Below are 16,353 nucleotides of genomic sequence, written 5' to 3'. Positions count from 1 at the left end.
ATTAGCGTCCTCGCAGTCCGTCGGCCAGACGCTTACTGTTGCGAACAGAAAGCAGCGTCAGTAGCGTGCGCCAGTTCATCCGTTTATTGCGGATCTGATAGAGGGTAAACAGCTGATATTTCTTGCTAGCCCGGTCAAATTTGCCTTTGTGCTTGCGGTAAAACTGAAAGTAGCCGGAGAATTTATTCGGCGATGAGGTAATGCGCATCTCACCGTGATTCACATGCAGGATCTGCGTTGCCTCTTTGACCTTCCACGGTTTGCCATACGCCACCACCATGCGCAGGAAGATGTCGTAATCCTGCGCCGCTTTCAGCGTGGTATCGAACAGACATGCTTTAAACCGCCATGCCCAGGTAAATACCTGGTTACCAATGATGTTGCGCTTATAAAACCTGCGGCGTGAATAAACGGACTTAGGATAGAGCGGCAGACTGGTCGGCTGCGAATACACTTCACCCTCACAGACATAGTCATTGGCATACAGAAACGCCCGCGTGACCAAATGATGGCGATAGTTGAGAAATACACTCAGTCGGTTCGGCGTCCATTCATCATCATCATCAATCCCCGTAATGTATTGCCCGTTGGCCTGCATAATGGCCTGATTACGCACCGCACAGGCCCCGGAGTTGGTGGGATTATGCGTATACGACACGCGCGGATCGTTGAGTTCCTCAACAAACTGCTGCAACTGCTCATATGAGGAAGAGCAATCATCCACAATGATCATCTCCCAGTGAGGATAGTCCTGCCGCAACACCGATTTAATCGCCCGAATGGCCAGCTGCTGGCGGTTCCAGGTTGGCATGTAAATTGAAATTAGCGGGTTTTCTGTGGTCATTTTCGTTTCCAAAAAAAGTTGCCTGATGGCACTACGCTTATCAGGCCTACATTCGATATGCGTTGCTGTTAGTTATTTCGAATCCGACGTGTATTCGTATTCGTAGTAGCCGTAATCCTGATACCCGCTGGAGCGGCGGAAGATCGAGTTGAGGATCACCCCTTTCACCTGAATGCCATTTTGCTCGAAGCGGCCCAGGCTGGTTTCCACCTCTTTCAGCGTGTTGACCGCATAACGCGCTACCATCAGCGTGGTTCCGACGTGGCGCCCTACGATAGCCGCATCGGTCACCGCCAGAATTGGTGGGGTGTCAATCAACACCAGGTCATAGTGCGAGCTGGCCCAGGCAATCAGTTCGCCGAAGCGCTCGCTCATCAACAGTTCGGAAGGATTGGGAGGAATTTGACCGCGAGGGATCAGATCAAAATGCGGAATCGATGTCGGTTTAGCGCTGGATGAGATATCCCCTTTGCCAATGAGGATCTCAGACAGGCCGTTGACATTATTGGTCCCCAGCAGTTCGTGGGTATAGCCTTTGCGCATGTCGCAGTCGATCAACAGCACGCGTTTGTTGGTCTGGCTGATGACCGCCGCCAGGTTGGCGCAGACAAACGTTTTCCCGATCGACGGGCTGACGCCGGTCAGCATCAAAACGTTGTTACGCGCCTGCATCATGGCAAAGTGCAGGCTGGTGCGCAGGCTGCGGACCGCTTCGATGGCGAGATCCGTCGGATTCCCCACGGCCAGCAGTTGGCTTTGCTTGTAGCGTTTCACACCTTTAATGGTCTGAACGTTATCACGCGCTTTTTGCCATTCAGACAGCGGAATACTGGCATACACGCTGATACCATGCTCTTCCAGCGCCTGCGGGCTTTCAATACCGCGATTAAACAGAGAACGCAGCAGTACGCCCACCACGGAAAGCATTAAACCGAGAATGATACTGCCGAGAATAATCAGCGCCGTTTTCGGCTTCAGCACGCCAGGCTGGGCAATCGCGGGATCGACAATGCGCACATCACCGACCGTACTGGCCTCGGTAATCTTCAGTTCCTGTTGCTTGTTCAGCAACTGCATATAGACCTGCTGACCGGACTCCACATCACGCGTCAGGCGAACAATTTCCTGCTGCGTTTTCGGCATCGCCGTTACGCGCCCGTTCAGCTTACTTTTCTCATCTTCCAGCGCCTGGCGTTTTTCCAGCAGCGTGCGGTACGCCGGATGCGCTTTGGTGAACAGCTTGGAAATCTCCGCTTCTTTGAAGGTCAGTTCATTAAGCTGAGCATCGATATTCACCATCGAATCCAGCACCGCTTTGGCTTCCAGCGGCAAATCCACGGAGTCTTTATCCTGACGGAAGGCGTTCAGCTTGTTTTCAGCAACATCCAGGTGGCTACGCACTTCGGGCAACTGTCTGGCCAGAAACGCCAGACTTTTGGCGGCCTCTTCGGATTTACGTTCCACGTTTTGTTGCAGATAGTTACGGGTAATACTGTCGAGGATCTGGCGGATTTGCTCGCGGTCTTCACCGGTAAAAGTCAGGCTCAATACACCGGTATCTTTGCCTGTTTCCGTCACCATCAGGTTATTTTGCAGGGTGTTTATCATGCCCAGCGTGGAGAATTTGCTGACGGTAAATTGGCTCTCCGGGCTGGCATGAATCGCCTCAACCAGCATCGTCACGCCATCGTGTTCCAACACCTTGCCGACTTGCCCCCGAACGCTAAAACCCCCGTCACTCACCAGTTGATAGCTTTTGTCATTCAGCACATTGAGCGTGAAGGTCTGTTCATTCATAGCCTTTGGCAGCGTGAAGGTAGTCACATTAACCGTTTCGTTCTGACGGCCCATCAGCCGGTCCCAGCCCGCGCCAAAAATAGGGAACGTATCTTTGGTCACGCCGATATCGAGGTTGAGATCGTCTACCGTTTTCCCTAATACCAGTCGTGACTGAATGAGCTGAATTTCCGCTTCCGAGGCCGGGGGTTTGTTCGACAACGCCGAGCCAATATCCTGCACCAGTGAATTTCCAGTATTTTGCTCAATTTGCACCAGCGCGTCCGCACTATAGATGGGGGTGGCGAACAGCGTGTAGACCGCGGCACACAATGCAAAAGCCGCGGTAATGCCAAGTACCCACCAGCGGGCTTCCACCACCGTTGCGACCAGACGACCAATATCGATTTCATCATTGCCCGTTACCGGCGCAGCAGACTGTTTAACTTTTTCTGTCATCGTTTTCCCTGCTCTGCGTTCAGTGCCTGAGCCCATTGGCGGGCAGACCGTTCAAGTAATGTGTACACCGCGTCAAACGCATCACGGCTTTTACGATACGGATCGGGAATTTCGCGCTCGCTGTCCCAGTGACCAAAAAGCATCACTTTGCCACGCATCTCCGGCACCATTTCACACAGGGCAGAGATATGGCGCTTTTCCATGGTCAGGATCAGGTCATACTCCCGGCACATTCGTCCCGAGATCTGCCGGGCACAATGATTATCCAGTGACAGGTTGTGCGCCTGCGCCACGCTAATGGCGCACGGATCCGCGCCTTTCCCCACCAGCGCCCCAAGACCGGCAGAAGAGACCGTCAACGCCGGGTGAAATTGCCTTAACAAGCGCTCTGCCGTCGGGGAACGGCAAATGTTCCCCACACAGACAACTAAGATTTTGTTAAACATGACGATTACCAGTTGTGAAGGTCGCTGGCCGTGTCCGTCATATAGCGAACACCGCTAATAGTCGGCAGCAACTGATTGATCAAACGGTTCCAGCGAGCAACCGGCGCAGTAGTGACGTACACCACATCGTATGGCTGGAGTCGGAATGATGTTGCCATCACCAGCGACGTCGCATCGGACATATCAAGCTGATAGATATTGGCGATCTTGCCGTTGTTCCCGCCTTCGCCTTTCAATGGTCGAATAACGAAAATACCGCTGGCATTGGAGGTGGTCAGGTCAATACCTTCGGCATTGCCCAGCGCTTCGGTAAGCGTCATGCCACTGAAGTCCATTTTGAGGGTGCTCTGTTTTTTCACTTCTCCCATTACGAAGACTTTCAGATCGTCATTACGCGGGACAAACAGAATGTCGCCAGGATAGAGCAGTCGGTTCTGGCTCAGGTCGCCATTTTGCATCAGTGCTTGCAGTGAAATGCGTTGCTCCTGCCCTTTATGAGTCAGCACAACGTTGCGCCAGTCTGCCGCTTCGGTGAGACCGCCAGCGGCGTTAATGGCATCGAGAACGGTAAGCGGCACGTTGGTGATGGCCTGCTGACCGGATTTGTTCACCTGCCCGGAGACATAGGCCTTCTGCGAGCGGAAAGCGGCGATATTAACGTCCACCTGCGGGTCAGCAATGTACTTCGCTAAGCGCCCGGTAATATCACTACGAATCTCTGCCAACGTTTTCCCTACCACGCTGACTTTGCCGATGTAGGGGTAAAACATCGTGCCATCAGGTTGTACCCAGTTGCCGGTATCGCTTGAGCTACGGTACTGCCCGGCCGGGGTGGTGAGTTCAGGATGGTCCCAGACGGTCACATTCAGAACATCACCCGGGCCAACCCGGTACTGATACCCGGCAATCTCCTGGTCCAGCGACATATTAGGTTGTGCAACATTTGGTCGAGGACGTAATTGTTCTACTAGCCGTGGGGTGAGTGGATAAACATTCACCATGCGATCGATATCAAAATCAGCGTCCTGCTGTTTAATCACATCTTTGCCCATCGTAGACATATTGCTGCCCGGAAGCACGGTACAACCGTTTATCAAGATTACCGATACCAATACTGGTATCAATTTAAGTTTGGATTTCATCATTGATTATTTATCACTTTGGCAGAGTAATTATCACATGCAATCTAAATAGCGACTTCGCCTGTACGTATTTACCTTGCCGTTAATTGAAATGGAATTTAACTGGCATCAGTCCTAAAAAAAATGAATTCATCTGCGGTCTCTTGACAGAATAATTTAGGCTTGTTTCAGGCGACCAGACACGCTACCGCCCCTGGCTTCACTAGCTACCAATGCACTGATTAATTTAAATTTTTATCTTCCCCTTTATTTTCATCACATTTACAGCGGCAACGCATCGGGAATGCGCGCCACTGGTTAATGAGGAAATATTTATCTTTTGATTATTACCGCAAGAATTGTTGCAGCTAAGCGAATATCAGGCAAGATAACAAGCCACCGATACCAAGCTTTTAAGATTAATATTAAGCGTTGGATTTGTATATTTTTAGGATTTTATTGATGTTGACAATATTGATATAGAAACATCCCACCTGCGATATTTCCTAAATATATTTAGATTAATAGAATCATTTCCTGTAGTTACATTAAGGCTATTATCCTGCATCTGTTCTGATATAACCGACAGAGAAATCCCCTCTCGCCATTGCATTTTTCGCCAGTTTTACCCATGATCGAATTGTGACAATTGTCATACAACTATGGGTATAGCATTTACTATGGAATGGATTGCCGATCCGTCAATCTGGGCCGGACTGGTCACGTTAATCGTGATCGAACTTGTTCTTGGCATTGATAATCTTGTTTTTATTGCCATCCTCGCGGAGAAACTACCTCCTGCCCAGCGGGATAAGGCGCGTATTACCGGGCTACTGCTGGCGATGGTTATGCGCCTGCTGCTGCTGGCATCAATATCCTGGCTGGTAACACTGACCACGCCGCTGTTCAGCATTCGCGATCTCAGCTTCAGCGCCCGCGATCTGATCATGCTGTTCGGCGGTTTCTTCCTGCTGTTTAAAGCCACTATGGAGCTCAACGAACGGCTGGAAGGAAAAGACAGCGATAACCCCACCCAGCGTAAAGGCGCTAAGTTCTGGGGTGTGGTCGCGCAGATCGTGGTGCTGGACGCCATATTCTCTCTCGATTCCGTCATTACCGCTGTTGGGATGGTCGATCACCTGGCCGTGATGATGGCTGCGGTGATTATTGCCATCAGCCTGATGGTGCTGGCGAGCAAGTCGCTAACGCGCTTTGTCAACAGTCATCCAACTATCGTTATTCTGTGCCTGAGCTTCCTGCTGATGATTGGTTTTAGCCTGGTGGCCGAAGGGTTTGGTTTCCATATCCCGAAAGGTTACCTGTACGCGGCCATCGGCTTCTCGGTGATGATCGAAGCATTGAACCAGTTGGCTATTTTTAACCGTCGTCGCTTCCTCTCAGCCAACCATACTCTGCGCCAGCGCACCGCCGAAGCGGTAATGCGGCTGCTGAGCGGGCAAAAAGAAGATGCCGAACTGGATGCCGAAACCGCGGCAATGCTGGCGGACCATCATGAAGGTCAGATTTTCGCGCCTCAGGAGCGGAGGATGATTGAACGTGTGCTGAACCTTAATCAGCGTACCGTCAGCAGTATCATGACCTCGCGTCACGATATTGAACACATCGACCTCAATGCTCCCGAAGCAGAAATCCGCGCCTTACTGGAAAAAAACCAGCATACGCGTCTGGTGGTCACTGGCGAAGACGGGCAGGAAGAACTGCTTGGCGTGGTGCATGTCATCGATTTGCTGCAACAGTCTCTGCGCGGCGAGCCGCTCGACCTGCGCGTCCTGATTCGCCAGCCGCTGGTGTTCCCGGAAACTCTGCCGCTACTTCCGGCGCTTGAGCAGTTCCGAAACGCCCGGACGCACTTCGCGTTTGTAGCCGATGAATTTGGTTCCGTCGAAGGGATTGTGACGCTGAGTGATGTGATGGAAACCATCGCCGGCAATCTGCCAAACGAGGTAGAGGAAATCGACGCCCGCCATGATATTCAGAAAAACGCCGATGGTTCATGGACCGCTAACGGGCATATGCCGCTGGAAGACCTGGTGCAGTACGTCCCTATCCCATTAGATGAAAAACGTGAGTATCACACCATTGCCGGGCTTTTAATGGAATATTTGCAGCGCATCCCAAAAACCGGGGAGGAAGTCCAGGTTGGCGACTATCGGCTAAAAACCCTGCAGGTGGAAAATCATCGCGTGCAAAAAGTCCAGCTGATACCGCTACACAGTGAAGAAGAGATGGATTACGAGGTGTAAGTCACGAGCCGGATGGGGCATTAGCCACCATCCGGCAATATGAATCAGAGCTTATCCAGCAACTTTTTAACATCTTTGCCGTTGCGGGAATCTTTATTGCGATCGGCCCAGTCACTCAGGCGACGTTTTGCTTCATCCTGCAGATGTTTACGCAAAAGCTGATCAACTTGCAGACTGTAGTTCAGTGATTGCCATTGACCATAGACTCTGAGAGGAACCGGGGTGGCCTTCAGGAAATTAATCAACTTACTTTCGCCATCCCAACCGCCCAGCACGCGAATGTTAAACAGCGTGTCGCAATTCTGCTTCACCAGATCTAACGTTCCTTTGCCGGTCAGTGCCAACATAGCGGACTCCCCTACCATGTTATCCAGCGTCACCTCACCGTTATCCAGCGTCATATCGGTTACAAAATGATCCAGACGGGTCACGTTCTCCATATTTTGCTGGGCTTTAGCATCTCCACCGCTACGCTCGACGGCCTGCTGTATCATCTGCTGGAAGTTCATCCCTTCCATTCGCGTATCGTTCATTTCGACATGGGCCTGCCCTTGCCAGCTGTGACGAAACGCCTGGGCGTCAATATCCGAGCCGGAAAAATCTCCCGCCAACGACAGCTTGCCGGTGAGTGCGATGGGGTAATCAAAGGCCTTCAGAATAGTGCCAATTTCAACACCTTCCAGGCGCGGATGAAAGACCGCTCGCGGTTCTCCCTTTCTGGCATCCAGCGTGCCGGGCAATGAGATCAGCCCGCCATCACTTTTTCCCTGCAACTGTGCAATGCTCAGTAAGCCGAACCGGTTGTCTATTTTTGCCGAGACATTCTCAAACGCCATTTTCCGCCACAGCACTTTGTCAGCCTGCAAAGCGATGTCTGCCGAAAAACCCTTGAGTCCCTGATACGAAACAGCATCAACCTGGGAAGCAATAACGGGGCGCGCCAGCGTTGACTGACTCTGACCTTGCTGAACTTCACCTTTTGCTGTCACCGCTGCGTCATGTTGTACGAGTAGGTTATCCAGATTGAGCTGACCAAATTTTAGGTCAACGGCCCATTCCGGTTTTTCCAACAAGGCCACATGCGCTTGCCCAGAGAAAGAAGAGTCATTAGCGGTCAAATTTATCTGGCTAAATGAAAGCTGTTTTTTCTCTTCCAGCCATTGCGCCTGAAGATGTCCCTGACCGTTAATCCCCTGCGGCGGCAGATCGGCCCCCTGCAGTTGCCAGCTTAACTGCTCAATATTCGCAGATAAGTTGTGCGGATAATCGGAGGCATCGACCGTACCGTTAAAGGATAACGCGAGATCGCGCTGATCGCGGTTCACACGCCCGGAGAAATCAAACGTGCCGCGGTGCTGGCTATCTTGTTCCATCTCCAGACGAATATCGCGAACGGTAACCTGTTCATCGTCTTCATGTTGGAACACCAGAACACTGTCGGCAACGCGCAGACGGGCGATATCAAACGACCATCCTTTGTCTTCCGCCAGATCGGGCAACATATTGTCTTTTGGGGCAACGGGTGCATCTTTGCCGCGTACCGCCTCAGTTTGCGGGGTCAATTGAATCACTGCGCCTTTGAGCATCACCTGCTTCACGCTGAGCTGGTGGCTCAACAGCGGCCACAATGCAACGTCGAGACGCATATTATCAGCACGAACCAGGGGTTCGCTGGCGCCTTCAGCCGTTAACATCACTCGCCCTGAGAGGATACTCAGTTGCGGCCATACGTGCCAACGCAGGGGGCCATCCAACTGCAGCTGATACCCGCTACGTACGGCAACCTGCTTGACCATATACGCGCGGAAATCATTCGGATTCACCAACAGTACTAACGCAGAAAAACCGGTCACCAGCACGACCAGAAGAATCATCAGCGTCGTCAGAAATCGTCTCATGCTATCCCCAATGGACTGATAAACACTCAGTCTTTATCGATCCGGCTGGCAACGGCGCCCTGCTGGTCGCGATACTTCGCATCCTGACGACGGTTGTAGGGTCGCGCTGCCGGACCGGAAAGCGGTTCGAAACTTAACGCGCCAATCGGCATCCCCGGACGCAGAGCCAGCGGTAATTTTCCGGAGTTGTAAAACTCCAGTACGATACAGCCAGACCAGCCCGGATCGATACGGTGTGCGGTGACGTGTACCATCAGTCCCAGACGAGCCAGCGAAGAACGGCCATCTAACCAACCGACGAGATCGGAAGGCAGCGTCACGGATTCGAATGTTACCGCCAGTGCAAGTTCCCCCGGATGCAGGAAAAAGGCTTCGCCGTCCTTAAGGACGATTTCATCACTCATCACGCGATCCAGCGCGGCGCTGACTTCATCTTTCGGTCCGCTTAAATCGATATACGCCGCCGTATGACCGCGGAACGTACGGAATTTGTTGCCAAGGCGCACATCTACCGTGGCGCCATTGATTCGCTCGACAGGAGGGCGTGGATTGATCGACAGGCGACCTTCATCCAACCAGGCTTCAATATCTCGGTCACATAAACGCATGGCACTTTCTCCTTTCGTGCTTCAAACCCTTAATGCCAGGTGCGTTAAGGGTGAACCAGGTTATCACTGAACGGTACACAATTCGCTGAACTTATTCAAAGAACTGACTGATTTTAGCCTTCAGAATATCGATGGCGATGCGGTTTTTACCCCCGCGCGGCACAATGATGTCGGCGTATTGTTTTGAAGGCTCAATAAATTGCAGGAACATTGGGCGGACGGTTTTCTGGTATTGCGCCATCACCGAATCCATTGAACGACCACGTTCGTTCACATCCCGCTTGATACGGCGCATCAGGCAAATATCCAACGGCGTATCAACAAAAATAGAGAAGTTCATCTCGTCACGCAAACGCGCATCCGTCAGCAGCAAAATGCCTTCCAGGATGATGACTTTCTTGGGTTCGATATGAATAGTGTCTTGCGTACGCGTGTGCTCAACATAGCTATATACCGGCAGCTCAATGGCAGAGCCGCGTTTCAGCGTTTGCAGATGTTGAAACAGCAGGCTGTGGTCCATCGCGTTCGGATGGTCGTAGTTGGTTTTTACACGTTCTTCCATCGACAGATGGCTTTGATCTTTGTAATAGCTGTCTTCGGGAATAACGCCAATATGTTCGTCACCGACTTGTTCACGCAATTCGCGATAAAGAGTACTGGCAATAAGGCTCTTGCCGGAAGCCGATGCGCCGGCAATGCCGATAATGACGCACTGATGGGACTGATCAGTCATAAATTTAGCGACCTGATTAACCTGGATGTAAGGAAGGGCGGCGCCGAAACGCCAAACGCGGCAATTATAGGGATTTCAGCGGCGCGATGCCACCCCAGGCTGCACCAATGCTGTCCCTGTCGCAAATTAAAATGGTCAGATTTAGAACAGCCGCTATATTTATTCACCTGCCTTAGGAATTAATAGCTTGGGAGTGTTAATTTATGAGCAGCTGGCGTATAAATTGTAAATTGTTTGTACTAGCATAATCCCAGATTAAATGTGATGCGTCCGGCATCTCTGCTGGGCAACAACGGCTATTTGGGTAGAGTGGTAATGAGTAAACAATCCCAACATGTTTTAGTTACCTTACCCCATCCTCTACTGCGCCTGGCCAGTTTAGGTCTGGTGGCTTTCATCTTTACGTTGTTTTCGCTAGAACTGTCACGTTACGGCGCGCAGCTTGCGCCGCTGTGGTTTCCAACCTCTATCATGATGGTGGCTTTTTACCGTCACGCGGGAAAGATGTGGCCTGGGATCGCGCTGGCTTGCTCATTCGGTAGCATCGGCGCCTCTTTACTCTTCTTCCCCGGACAGTCGCTTAATTTCGCCTATACAGTCATTAACATTATTGAGGCAGTTGTTGGCGCAATGTTATTGCGTAAACTGCTGCCCTGGTACAATCCCTTACAAAATTTGAATGACTGGGCACGCCTGGCATTTGGTAGCGCGGTTGTTCCGCCACTGTTAGGCGGAATATTGATGTGGTTGTTGCTGCCGAAGGACACATCGTTAAATACCTTTCTCATTTGGGTACTGTCAGAATCCATTGGCGCACTGGCGTTGGTGCCGTTAGGTTTATTGTTTAAACCACATTATCTGCTGCGCCATCGTGACCCGCGTTTACTGCTTGAGACCCTGATTACGCTATTGGTGACCTTAACGCTTAGTTGGCTGTCGATGATGTACATTCCATGGCCGTTCACTTGCGTTATTGTCCTGCTGATGTGGAGCGCTGTCCGTCTGCCGCGTATGGAGGCGTTTTTAATATTCCTCAGCACCGTGATGATGGTTTCGCTGATGTTGGCCGCCGACCCTTCGTTGCTCTACACTCCCAAACTGACCATGTTGACCAGCATACCCTGGCTGCCGTTTTTAATGATCCTGCTGCCAGCCAATATGATGACCATGGTGATGTACGCATTTCGGGCTGAACGCAAGCACATTTCAGAAAGCGAGTCGCGCTTTCGCAACGCCATGGAATATTCCGCGATTGGCATGGCACTGGTTGGCACCGAGGGGCAATGGCTACAGGCCAATAAAGCCTTGTGCCAGTTTCTGGGCTATAGCCAGGAGGAGCTACGTTCGCTGACCTTCCAGCAATTAACCTGGCCGGAAGATCTGAACAACGACCTTGAACAGCTCAACATGCTGGCACGCGGAGAGATTAATAGCTATTCCATGGAAAAACGCTATTACACCCGCGCGGGCGACGTCGTCTGGGCGTTGCTGGCCGTTTCGCTGGTGCGCCATAGCGACAACACTCCACTCTACTTTATCGCGCAGGTTGAAGACATTAACGACCTGAAGCATACCGAGTGGATTAATAAACGGCTGATGGAGCGCATTACTCTCGCCAATGAAGCCGGGGGTATTGGGATTTGGGAATGGGAACTGCAGCCTGACGTGATCAGTTGGGATAAACGGATGTTCGATCTGTATGAAGTTCCTGCACATATCAAACCCAGTTGGCAAGTCTGGTATCAATGCCTCGTACCTGAAGATCGCGAGTACGCCGAAAATGTGATTCGTGATTCGCTGGCCGCACGGGCTCCGTTTAAGCTTGAGTTTCGTATCGCAGTAAAAGATGGCATACGCCATATCCGCTCGTTGGCCAACAGGGTGCTGAATAAAGACGGTGAAGTTGAACGCTTACTTGGTATCAATATGGATATGACCGAAGTGAAGCAGCTTAACGAAGCGCTGTATCAGGAAAAAGAGCGCCTGCACATTACGCTGGACTCAATCGGCGAAGCGGTAATTTGTATTGATGTCGATATGAACGTGACCTTTATGAATCCGGTCGCTGAGAAAATGAGCGGCTGGCAGCAGGACAGTGCCATCGGCATTCCGCTATTGACGGTACTACATATTACTTTTGGCGAGAACGGTCCGCTGATGGAAAATATCTACAGTGCTGACATGTCGCGTACGGCAATCGAGCAGGAAGTGGTCCTGCATTGTCGTAACGGCAACAGTTATGACATTCAGTACAGCATCACGCCCCTCAGCACCCTTGACGGCGGCAGCATTGGTTCGGTGTTAGTCATTCAGGACGTCACAGAGTCACGGAAGATGCTCCGCCAGCTTAGCTACAGTGCCTCACATGATGACCTGACGCAGTTGGCAAACCGGGTCAGCTTCGAAAACCATCTAAAACAATTGCTGCATTCGGTACACGACACGCGCCAGTGCCATGTACTGGTTTTTATCGATTTGGATCGTTTTAAAGCGGTGAACGACAGCGCGGGTCATGCCGCCGGCGATGCCCTGCTGCGTGAGCTCTCTGCGCTTATGCTCAGCATGTTGCGATCCAGCGATATGCTGGCGCGCCTTGGCGGCGACGAGTTTGGTCTGTTGCTGCCGGATTGTAATATCGAAAGCGCCCGCTTTATCTCAGGACGCATCATCAGTGCTATTAACAATTACCAATTTATGTGGGAAGGCCGTTTGCACCGTATTGGCGCCAGTGCGGGAATTACGCTGATTGATGAGAAAAACCATGTCGCGACTGACGTTATGTCTCAGGCCGATATCGCCTGCTACGCGGCGAAAAACAGCGGACGTGGGCGAGTCTGTGTCTATGAACCTCAGCAAAGCCAGGCCCATGCCGCGCGTAGCCAACTGTCATTGGATGAACAAAGACACACTATTACACACAACCCTATGCTGATGATCGCCAGAGGTGTTGCTTCTCCGCGTATACCGGAGACTTTTAGCTTCTGGATTATCTCGCTTCGCTTAGGCACCGCTGAGGGTGAAGTCATTGAAGATCAAGCCTTCCATGCCGGGTTGGTCGATCCCACGTTGAGTCAGGCGCTCGATCGTCGGGTATTCGGCGAGTTCTTCCAGAGTGCTGCCTCGGCTGTCGCCAACAAGGGCCTCAGTATTGCCCTGCCCCTTTCCGCCGCCGGCCTGCTCAACACAGAACTGGTAGATGAGCTGCTAGAGCACTTGCAACGCAGCCCGCTACCACCACGATTGCTGCATCTGACCGTTCCATCCAGCGTCATCAAAACAAGCCCAACGCAGGCGGTATCCGCCCTGCATCGACTGCGGCAGTACGGTTGTCGAATTGTGTTAAGTCAGGTTGGTCGCGACTTAGAGCTTTTTGACAACCTGAAATATCACATTGTCGATTACCTGTTACTCGACAGCGAGCTAAGTGCCAGCGCTCCCGGCAACTTGATCGACGAAATGTGGGTGTCCATTATCCAGGGTCATGCTCAGCGCCTGGACATTAAAACCATCGCCGGTCCGGTGCAACTGCCACTCATCATGGATACGCTTTCTGGCATCGGTATTGATATGATTTATGGTGATATTATTGCCGACGCCCAACCGCTGGATCTACTACTGAATACCAGCAATTTCGCCATCAACTGACGGTTGCCAACCATCCGTATACCAGATATGCAACAGCGCATAGGAGCGCCAGGGTTTCCAGCGCTCTGCATACCGCCGGATCTGGGCTGGTGTCATGCCGGGAAAACGCTGCTTAATCAGATAATCATCCGGCAGAAAAACGTCCTTCGCCTGCCAGCCGCGCAGCGCAAAGTAGTTGGCGGTCCAGCGCCCTATCCCGGGAAATGTTTGTAGCTGCTTAACGCCTTGTTCGATATCGGCAGGGGCTGTTGTCGCGAGCGTTCCTTCAAGGGTTGCATGAGCAAGGTGAATCAACGCTTCAGCGCGTTTGAGCGGCATTCCTAACGTTTTCAGGTGCAGCGGATCGGCGTTGGCAAGCTCTTCTGGAGAGGGAAAACACACATACTCGGGCGCATCCTCCAGCGTATTGCCATAAGCGTGCGCTACTTTCGCTGTCAGTTTCGCGGCCATCGCCACGCTGACTAACTGTCCTAAAATCGCCCGTACCCCTTGCTCAAAAGCATCGACACATCCCGGCAGGCGCAATCCCGGACGCGCCGCGCCGAGGTTACCCAGCGCGCAGACAATTTGCTGCGGGCAACATGAAAGATCGAACAAGCGCGTTATTTTTGCCAGGCACTCGGAGGCTACAGGCTGTAACCCTGAGCTCAACGTCACGTGTAACACATTGGCGTGCAGATCCGGGACAACGCTCACCAGACCACGATGCTCCCCTACGGACAGACTTCGGACATAACTCAGTTCTTCTACGGTTTCGACACCTTCAACCGCACGGGCGGCAAGAAATCCCAGCATCCAGGGCCAGTCATAAGGCGGTTGCCAGCTCAGCGTGAACATTCGGTTTTCCTTTTAAAGCAAACTTACAGCATAAACGGTATTCAATCAGTACGCCTTGCTTTCATATTCCAGTTGTCGGGCCGTCAACTATTCGTTAAAGTCACGCCCCTTCTTCACTGGCATGGGGATTTTTACGGTGTTTATTGGTTTTGACTACGGTACGGCAAACTGTTCAGTGGCCGTTATGCGTGATGGGCAGCCCCACCTGCTCAAAATGGAAAATAACAGCACGCTGCTACCCTCAATGCTGTGTGCACCAACGCGCGAAGCGGTTAGCGAGTGGCTGTATCGCCATCACGACGTTCCAACCACGGACGATGAAACACAGGCGCTGCTTCGCCGTGCGATGCGCTACAATCGCGAAGAGGACATCGACGTTAACACCAACAGCGTGCAGTTCGGTCTGACATCGCTGGGTCAGTATATTGAAGACCCTGAAGAGGTGTACTTCGTTAAATCGCCAAAATCATTTTTGGGCGCCAGCGGTCTGAAGCCGCAGCAAGTTGCGCTGTTTGAAGATCTGGTCTGTGCAATGATGCTGCACATTCGCAACCAGGCGCAAAGCCAACTGCCGGAAGCTATAACTCAGGCCGTAATTGGTCGCCCCATCAACTTCCAGGGATTAGGCGGCGATGACGCCAACACCCAGGCGCAGGGGATTCTTGAACGTGCGGCCAAACGTGCCGGTTTTCAGGATGTCGTCTTCCAGTACGAGCCGGTAGCAGCGGGGCTGGATTACGAAGCCACACTGCAGGATGAGAAACGCGTGCTGGTGGTAGATATTGGCGGGGGTACGACCGACTGTTCACTACTGCTGATGGGGCCGCAATGGCATCAGCGCGCCGATCGCGAAAACAGCCTGCTGGGACACAGTGGCTGCCGTGTAGGCGGGAACGATCTGGATATCGCGCTGGCGTTTAAACACCTGATGCCGCTGCTAGGTATGGGCGGTGAGACTGAAAAAGGGATCGCCTTACCGATTCTCCCCTGGTGGAACGCGGTTGCGATCAACGATGTTCCCGCGCAAAGTGATTTCTACAGCAGCGCCAACGGTCGTTTACTGAACGATCTTGTCCGCGACGCGAAAGAAGCCGATAAAGTAGCCTTGCTGCTTAAAGTCTGGCGCGAGCGTCTGAGCTATCGCCTGGTGCGCAGCGCAGAAGAGAGCAAGATCGCGCTTTCCGACCAGACCATTGTAACGGCGGCGATACCGTTTATCAGCGACACGCTGGCAACCGATATTAGTCAACATGGATTGGAGGCCGCGCTCAATCAGCCCCTGGCGCGCATTCTGGAGCAGGTCAAACTGGCGCTGGACAACGCGCAGGAAAAACCGGACGTGATTTATCTGACCGGCGGCAGCGCGCGTTCACCGCTGATTAAAAAAGCCCTCGCCCAGCAGCTTCCAGGGATCCCTATCGCGGGTGGCGATGACTTCGGTTCTGTCACCGCCGGTCTGGCCCGCTGGGCTGACGTTGTTTTCCGCTAAGCGGCTCGCAGGCTTAAAGGTACGCGTATTGACATCATCGTTACTGTGCCTTATTTTCAGGAGTGAGGGTTAGGGAGGGTTTCCCCTCCCCTGGTGTCTTAGTAAGCCGCGAAGCTAATGACTAAGAGTATCACCAGTATGATGACGTACTTCATCATAACCCTTTCCTTATTTTGGCCCCTTCCTCGGGAGGGGCTTTCCCGTTCCAGCGTCCCGCTGAAATCTCTGGCTTA

12 protein-coding genes are annotated in these 16,353 nt (G+C 52.2%); 3 read left to right on the top strand and 9 right to left on the bottom strand.

All coding sequences use genetic code 11. The annotated features are described in order from the left end of the window. Nucleotide 1: 1 nt before the first annotated feature. From wcaA to SK33_RS08965, 4 genes are all read right to left on the bottom strand, one after another. Complete coding sequence (gene wcaA / locus SK33_RS08980) at nt 2-844, bottom strand: colanic acid biosynthesis glycosyltransferase WcaA (protein ID WP_003841790.1); 843 nt, start codon at nt 842-844, stop codon at nt 2-4. 72 nt (nt 845-916) lie between these two features. Then, the gene (gene wzc / locus SK33_RS08975) at nt 917-3,079 is read right to left on the bottom strand and encodes a tyrosine-protein kinase Wzc (RefSeq protein WP_048218107.1); all 2,163 of its coding nucleotides are present in this window, start codon (nt 3,077-3,079) and stop codon (nt 917-919) included. After that, nucleotides 3,076-3,525 carry a low molecular weight protein-tyrosine-phosphatase Wzb gene (wzb, locus tag SK33_RS08970; RefSeq protein ID WP_048218108.1) on the bottom strand — a complete coding sequence of 150 codons (450 nt, stop codon included), beginning with the start codon at nt 3,523-3,525 and terminating at the stop codon, nt 3,076-3,078. The genes wzc and wzb overlap by 4 nt, the downstream gene beginning before the upstream one ends. A gap of 5 nt (nt 3,526-3,530) precedes the next feature. Next, nucleotides 3,531-4,670, bottom strand: coding sequence for a polysaccharide export protein (locus SK33_RS08965; protein WP_003036765.1), 1,140 nt, complete (start codon nt 4,668-4,670; stop codon nt 3,531-3,533). A gap of 656 nt (nt 4,671-5,326) precedes the next feature. Here SK33_RS08965 and SK33_RS08960 point away from each other — a divergent pair. Then, a complete protein-coding gene (locus SK33_RS08960) occupies nt 5,327-6,910 on the top strand; it encodes a TerC family protein (RefSeq protein ID WP_003841782.1) in 1,584 nt (527 codons plus the stop codon). A 44-nt stretch (nt 6,911-6,954) separates the two neighbouring features. Here SK33_RS08960 and asmA read toward each other — a convergent pair whose 3' ends face one another. The 3 genes from asmA to udk form a co-directional block, all read right to left on the bottom strand. Further along, complete coding sequence (gene asmA / locus SK33_RS08955) at nt 6,955-8,808, bottom strand: outer membrane assembly protein AsmA (RefSeq protein ID WP_048218110.1); 1,854 nt, start codon at nt 8,806-8,808, stop codon at nt 6,955-6,957. Nucleotides 8,809-8,834: 26 nt separating this feature from the next. Further along, on the bottom strand, nt 8,835-9,416 hold the full coding sequence (gene dcd, locus SK33_RS08950) for a dCTP deaminase (RefSeq protein WP_003036774.1): 582 nt from the start codon (nt 9,414-9,416) through the stop codon (nt 8,835-8,837). Nucleotides 9,417-9,507: 91 nt separating this feature from the next. Further along, on the bottom strand, nt 9,508-10,149 hold the full coding sequence (udk, locus tag SK33_RS08945; RefSeq protein WP_003036776.1) for a uridine kinase: 642 nt from the start codon (nt 10,147-10,149) through the stop codon (nt 9,508-9,510). A gap of 315 nt (nt 10,150-10,464) precedes the next feature. Between udk and SK33_RS08940 the strand changes: the two genes are divergently transcribed. Then, a complete protein-coding gene (locus tag SK33_RS08940; RefSeq protein WP_048218901.1) occupies nt 10,465-13,794 on the top strand; it encodes a diguanylate cyclase in 3,330 nt (1,109 codons plus the stop codon). Here SK33_RS08940 and alkA read toward each other — a convergent pair. Further along, a complete protein-coding gene (alkA, locus tag SK33_RS08935) occupies nt 13,762-14,631 on the bottom strand; it encodes a DNA-3-methyladenine glycosylase 2 (protein ID WP_003844335.1) in 870 nt (289 codons plus the stop codon). The two genes, SK33_RS08940 and alkA, sit on opposite strands and share 33 nt — an antisense overlap. Nucleotides 14,632-14,767: 136 nt before the next feature. On the opposite strand from alkA, the gene yegD reads away from it, so the two are divergent. Continuing rightward, complete coding sequence (gene yegD, locus SK33_RS08930) at nt 14,768-16,120, top strand: molecular chaperone (protein WP_048218112.1); 1,353 nt, start codon at nt 14,768-14,770, stop codon at nt 16,118-16,120. A gap of 98 nt (nt 16,121-16,218) precedes the next feature. Here the strand turns inward: yegD and SK33_RS08925 are convergent, their stop codons facing one another. Continuing rightward, nucleotides 16,219-16,278: a type I toxin-antitoxin system Ibs family toxin gene (locus SK33_RS08925; RefSeq protein WP_101741518.1), complete on the bottom strand. Its 60-nt coding sequence runs from the start codon at nt 16,276-16,278 to the stop codon at nt 16,219-16,221. Nucleotides 16,279-16,353 lie beyond the last annotated feature (75 nt).

The sequence above is a fragment of the Citrobacter sp. MGH103 genome, from assembly GCF_001034475.2.
GTDB classification, from domain to species: domain Bacteria; phylum Pseudomonadota; class Gammaproteobacteria; order Enterobacterales; family Enterobacteriaceae; genus Citrobacter; species Citrobacter freundii.
This window is presented reverse-complemented; position numbering and strand designations above follow the sequence as displayed.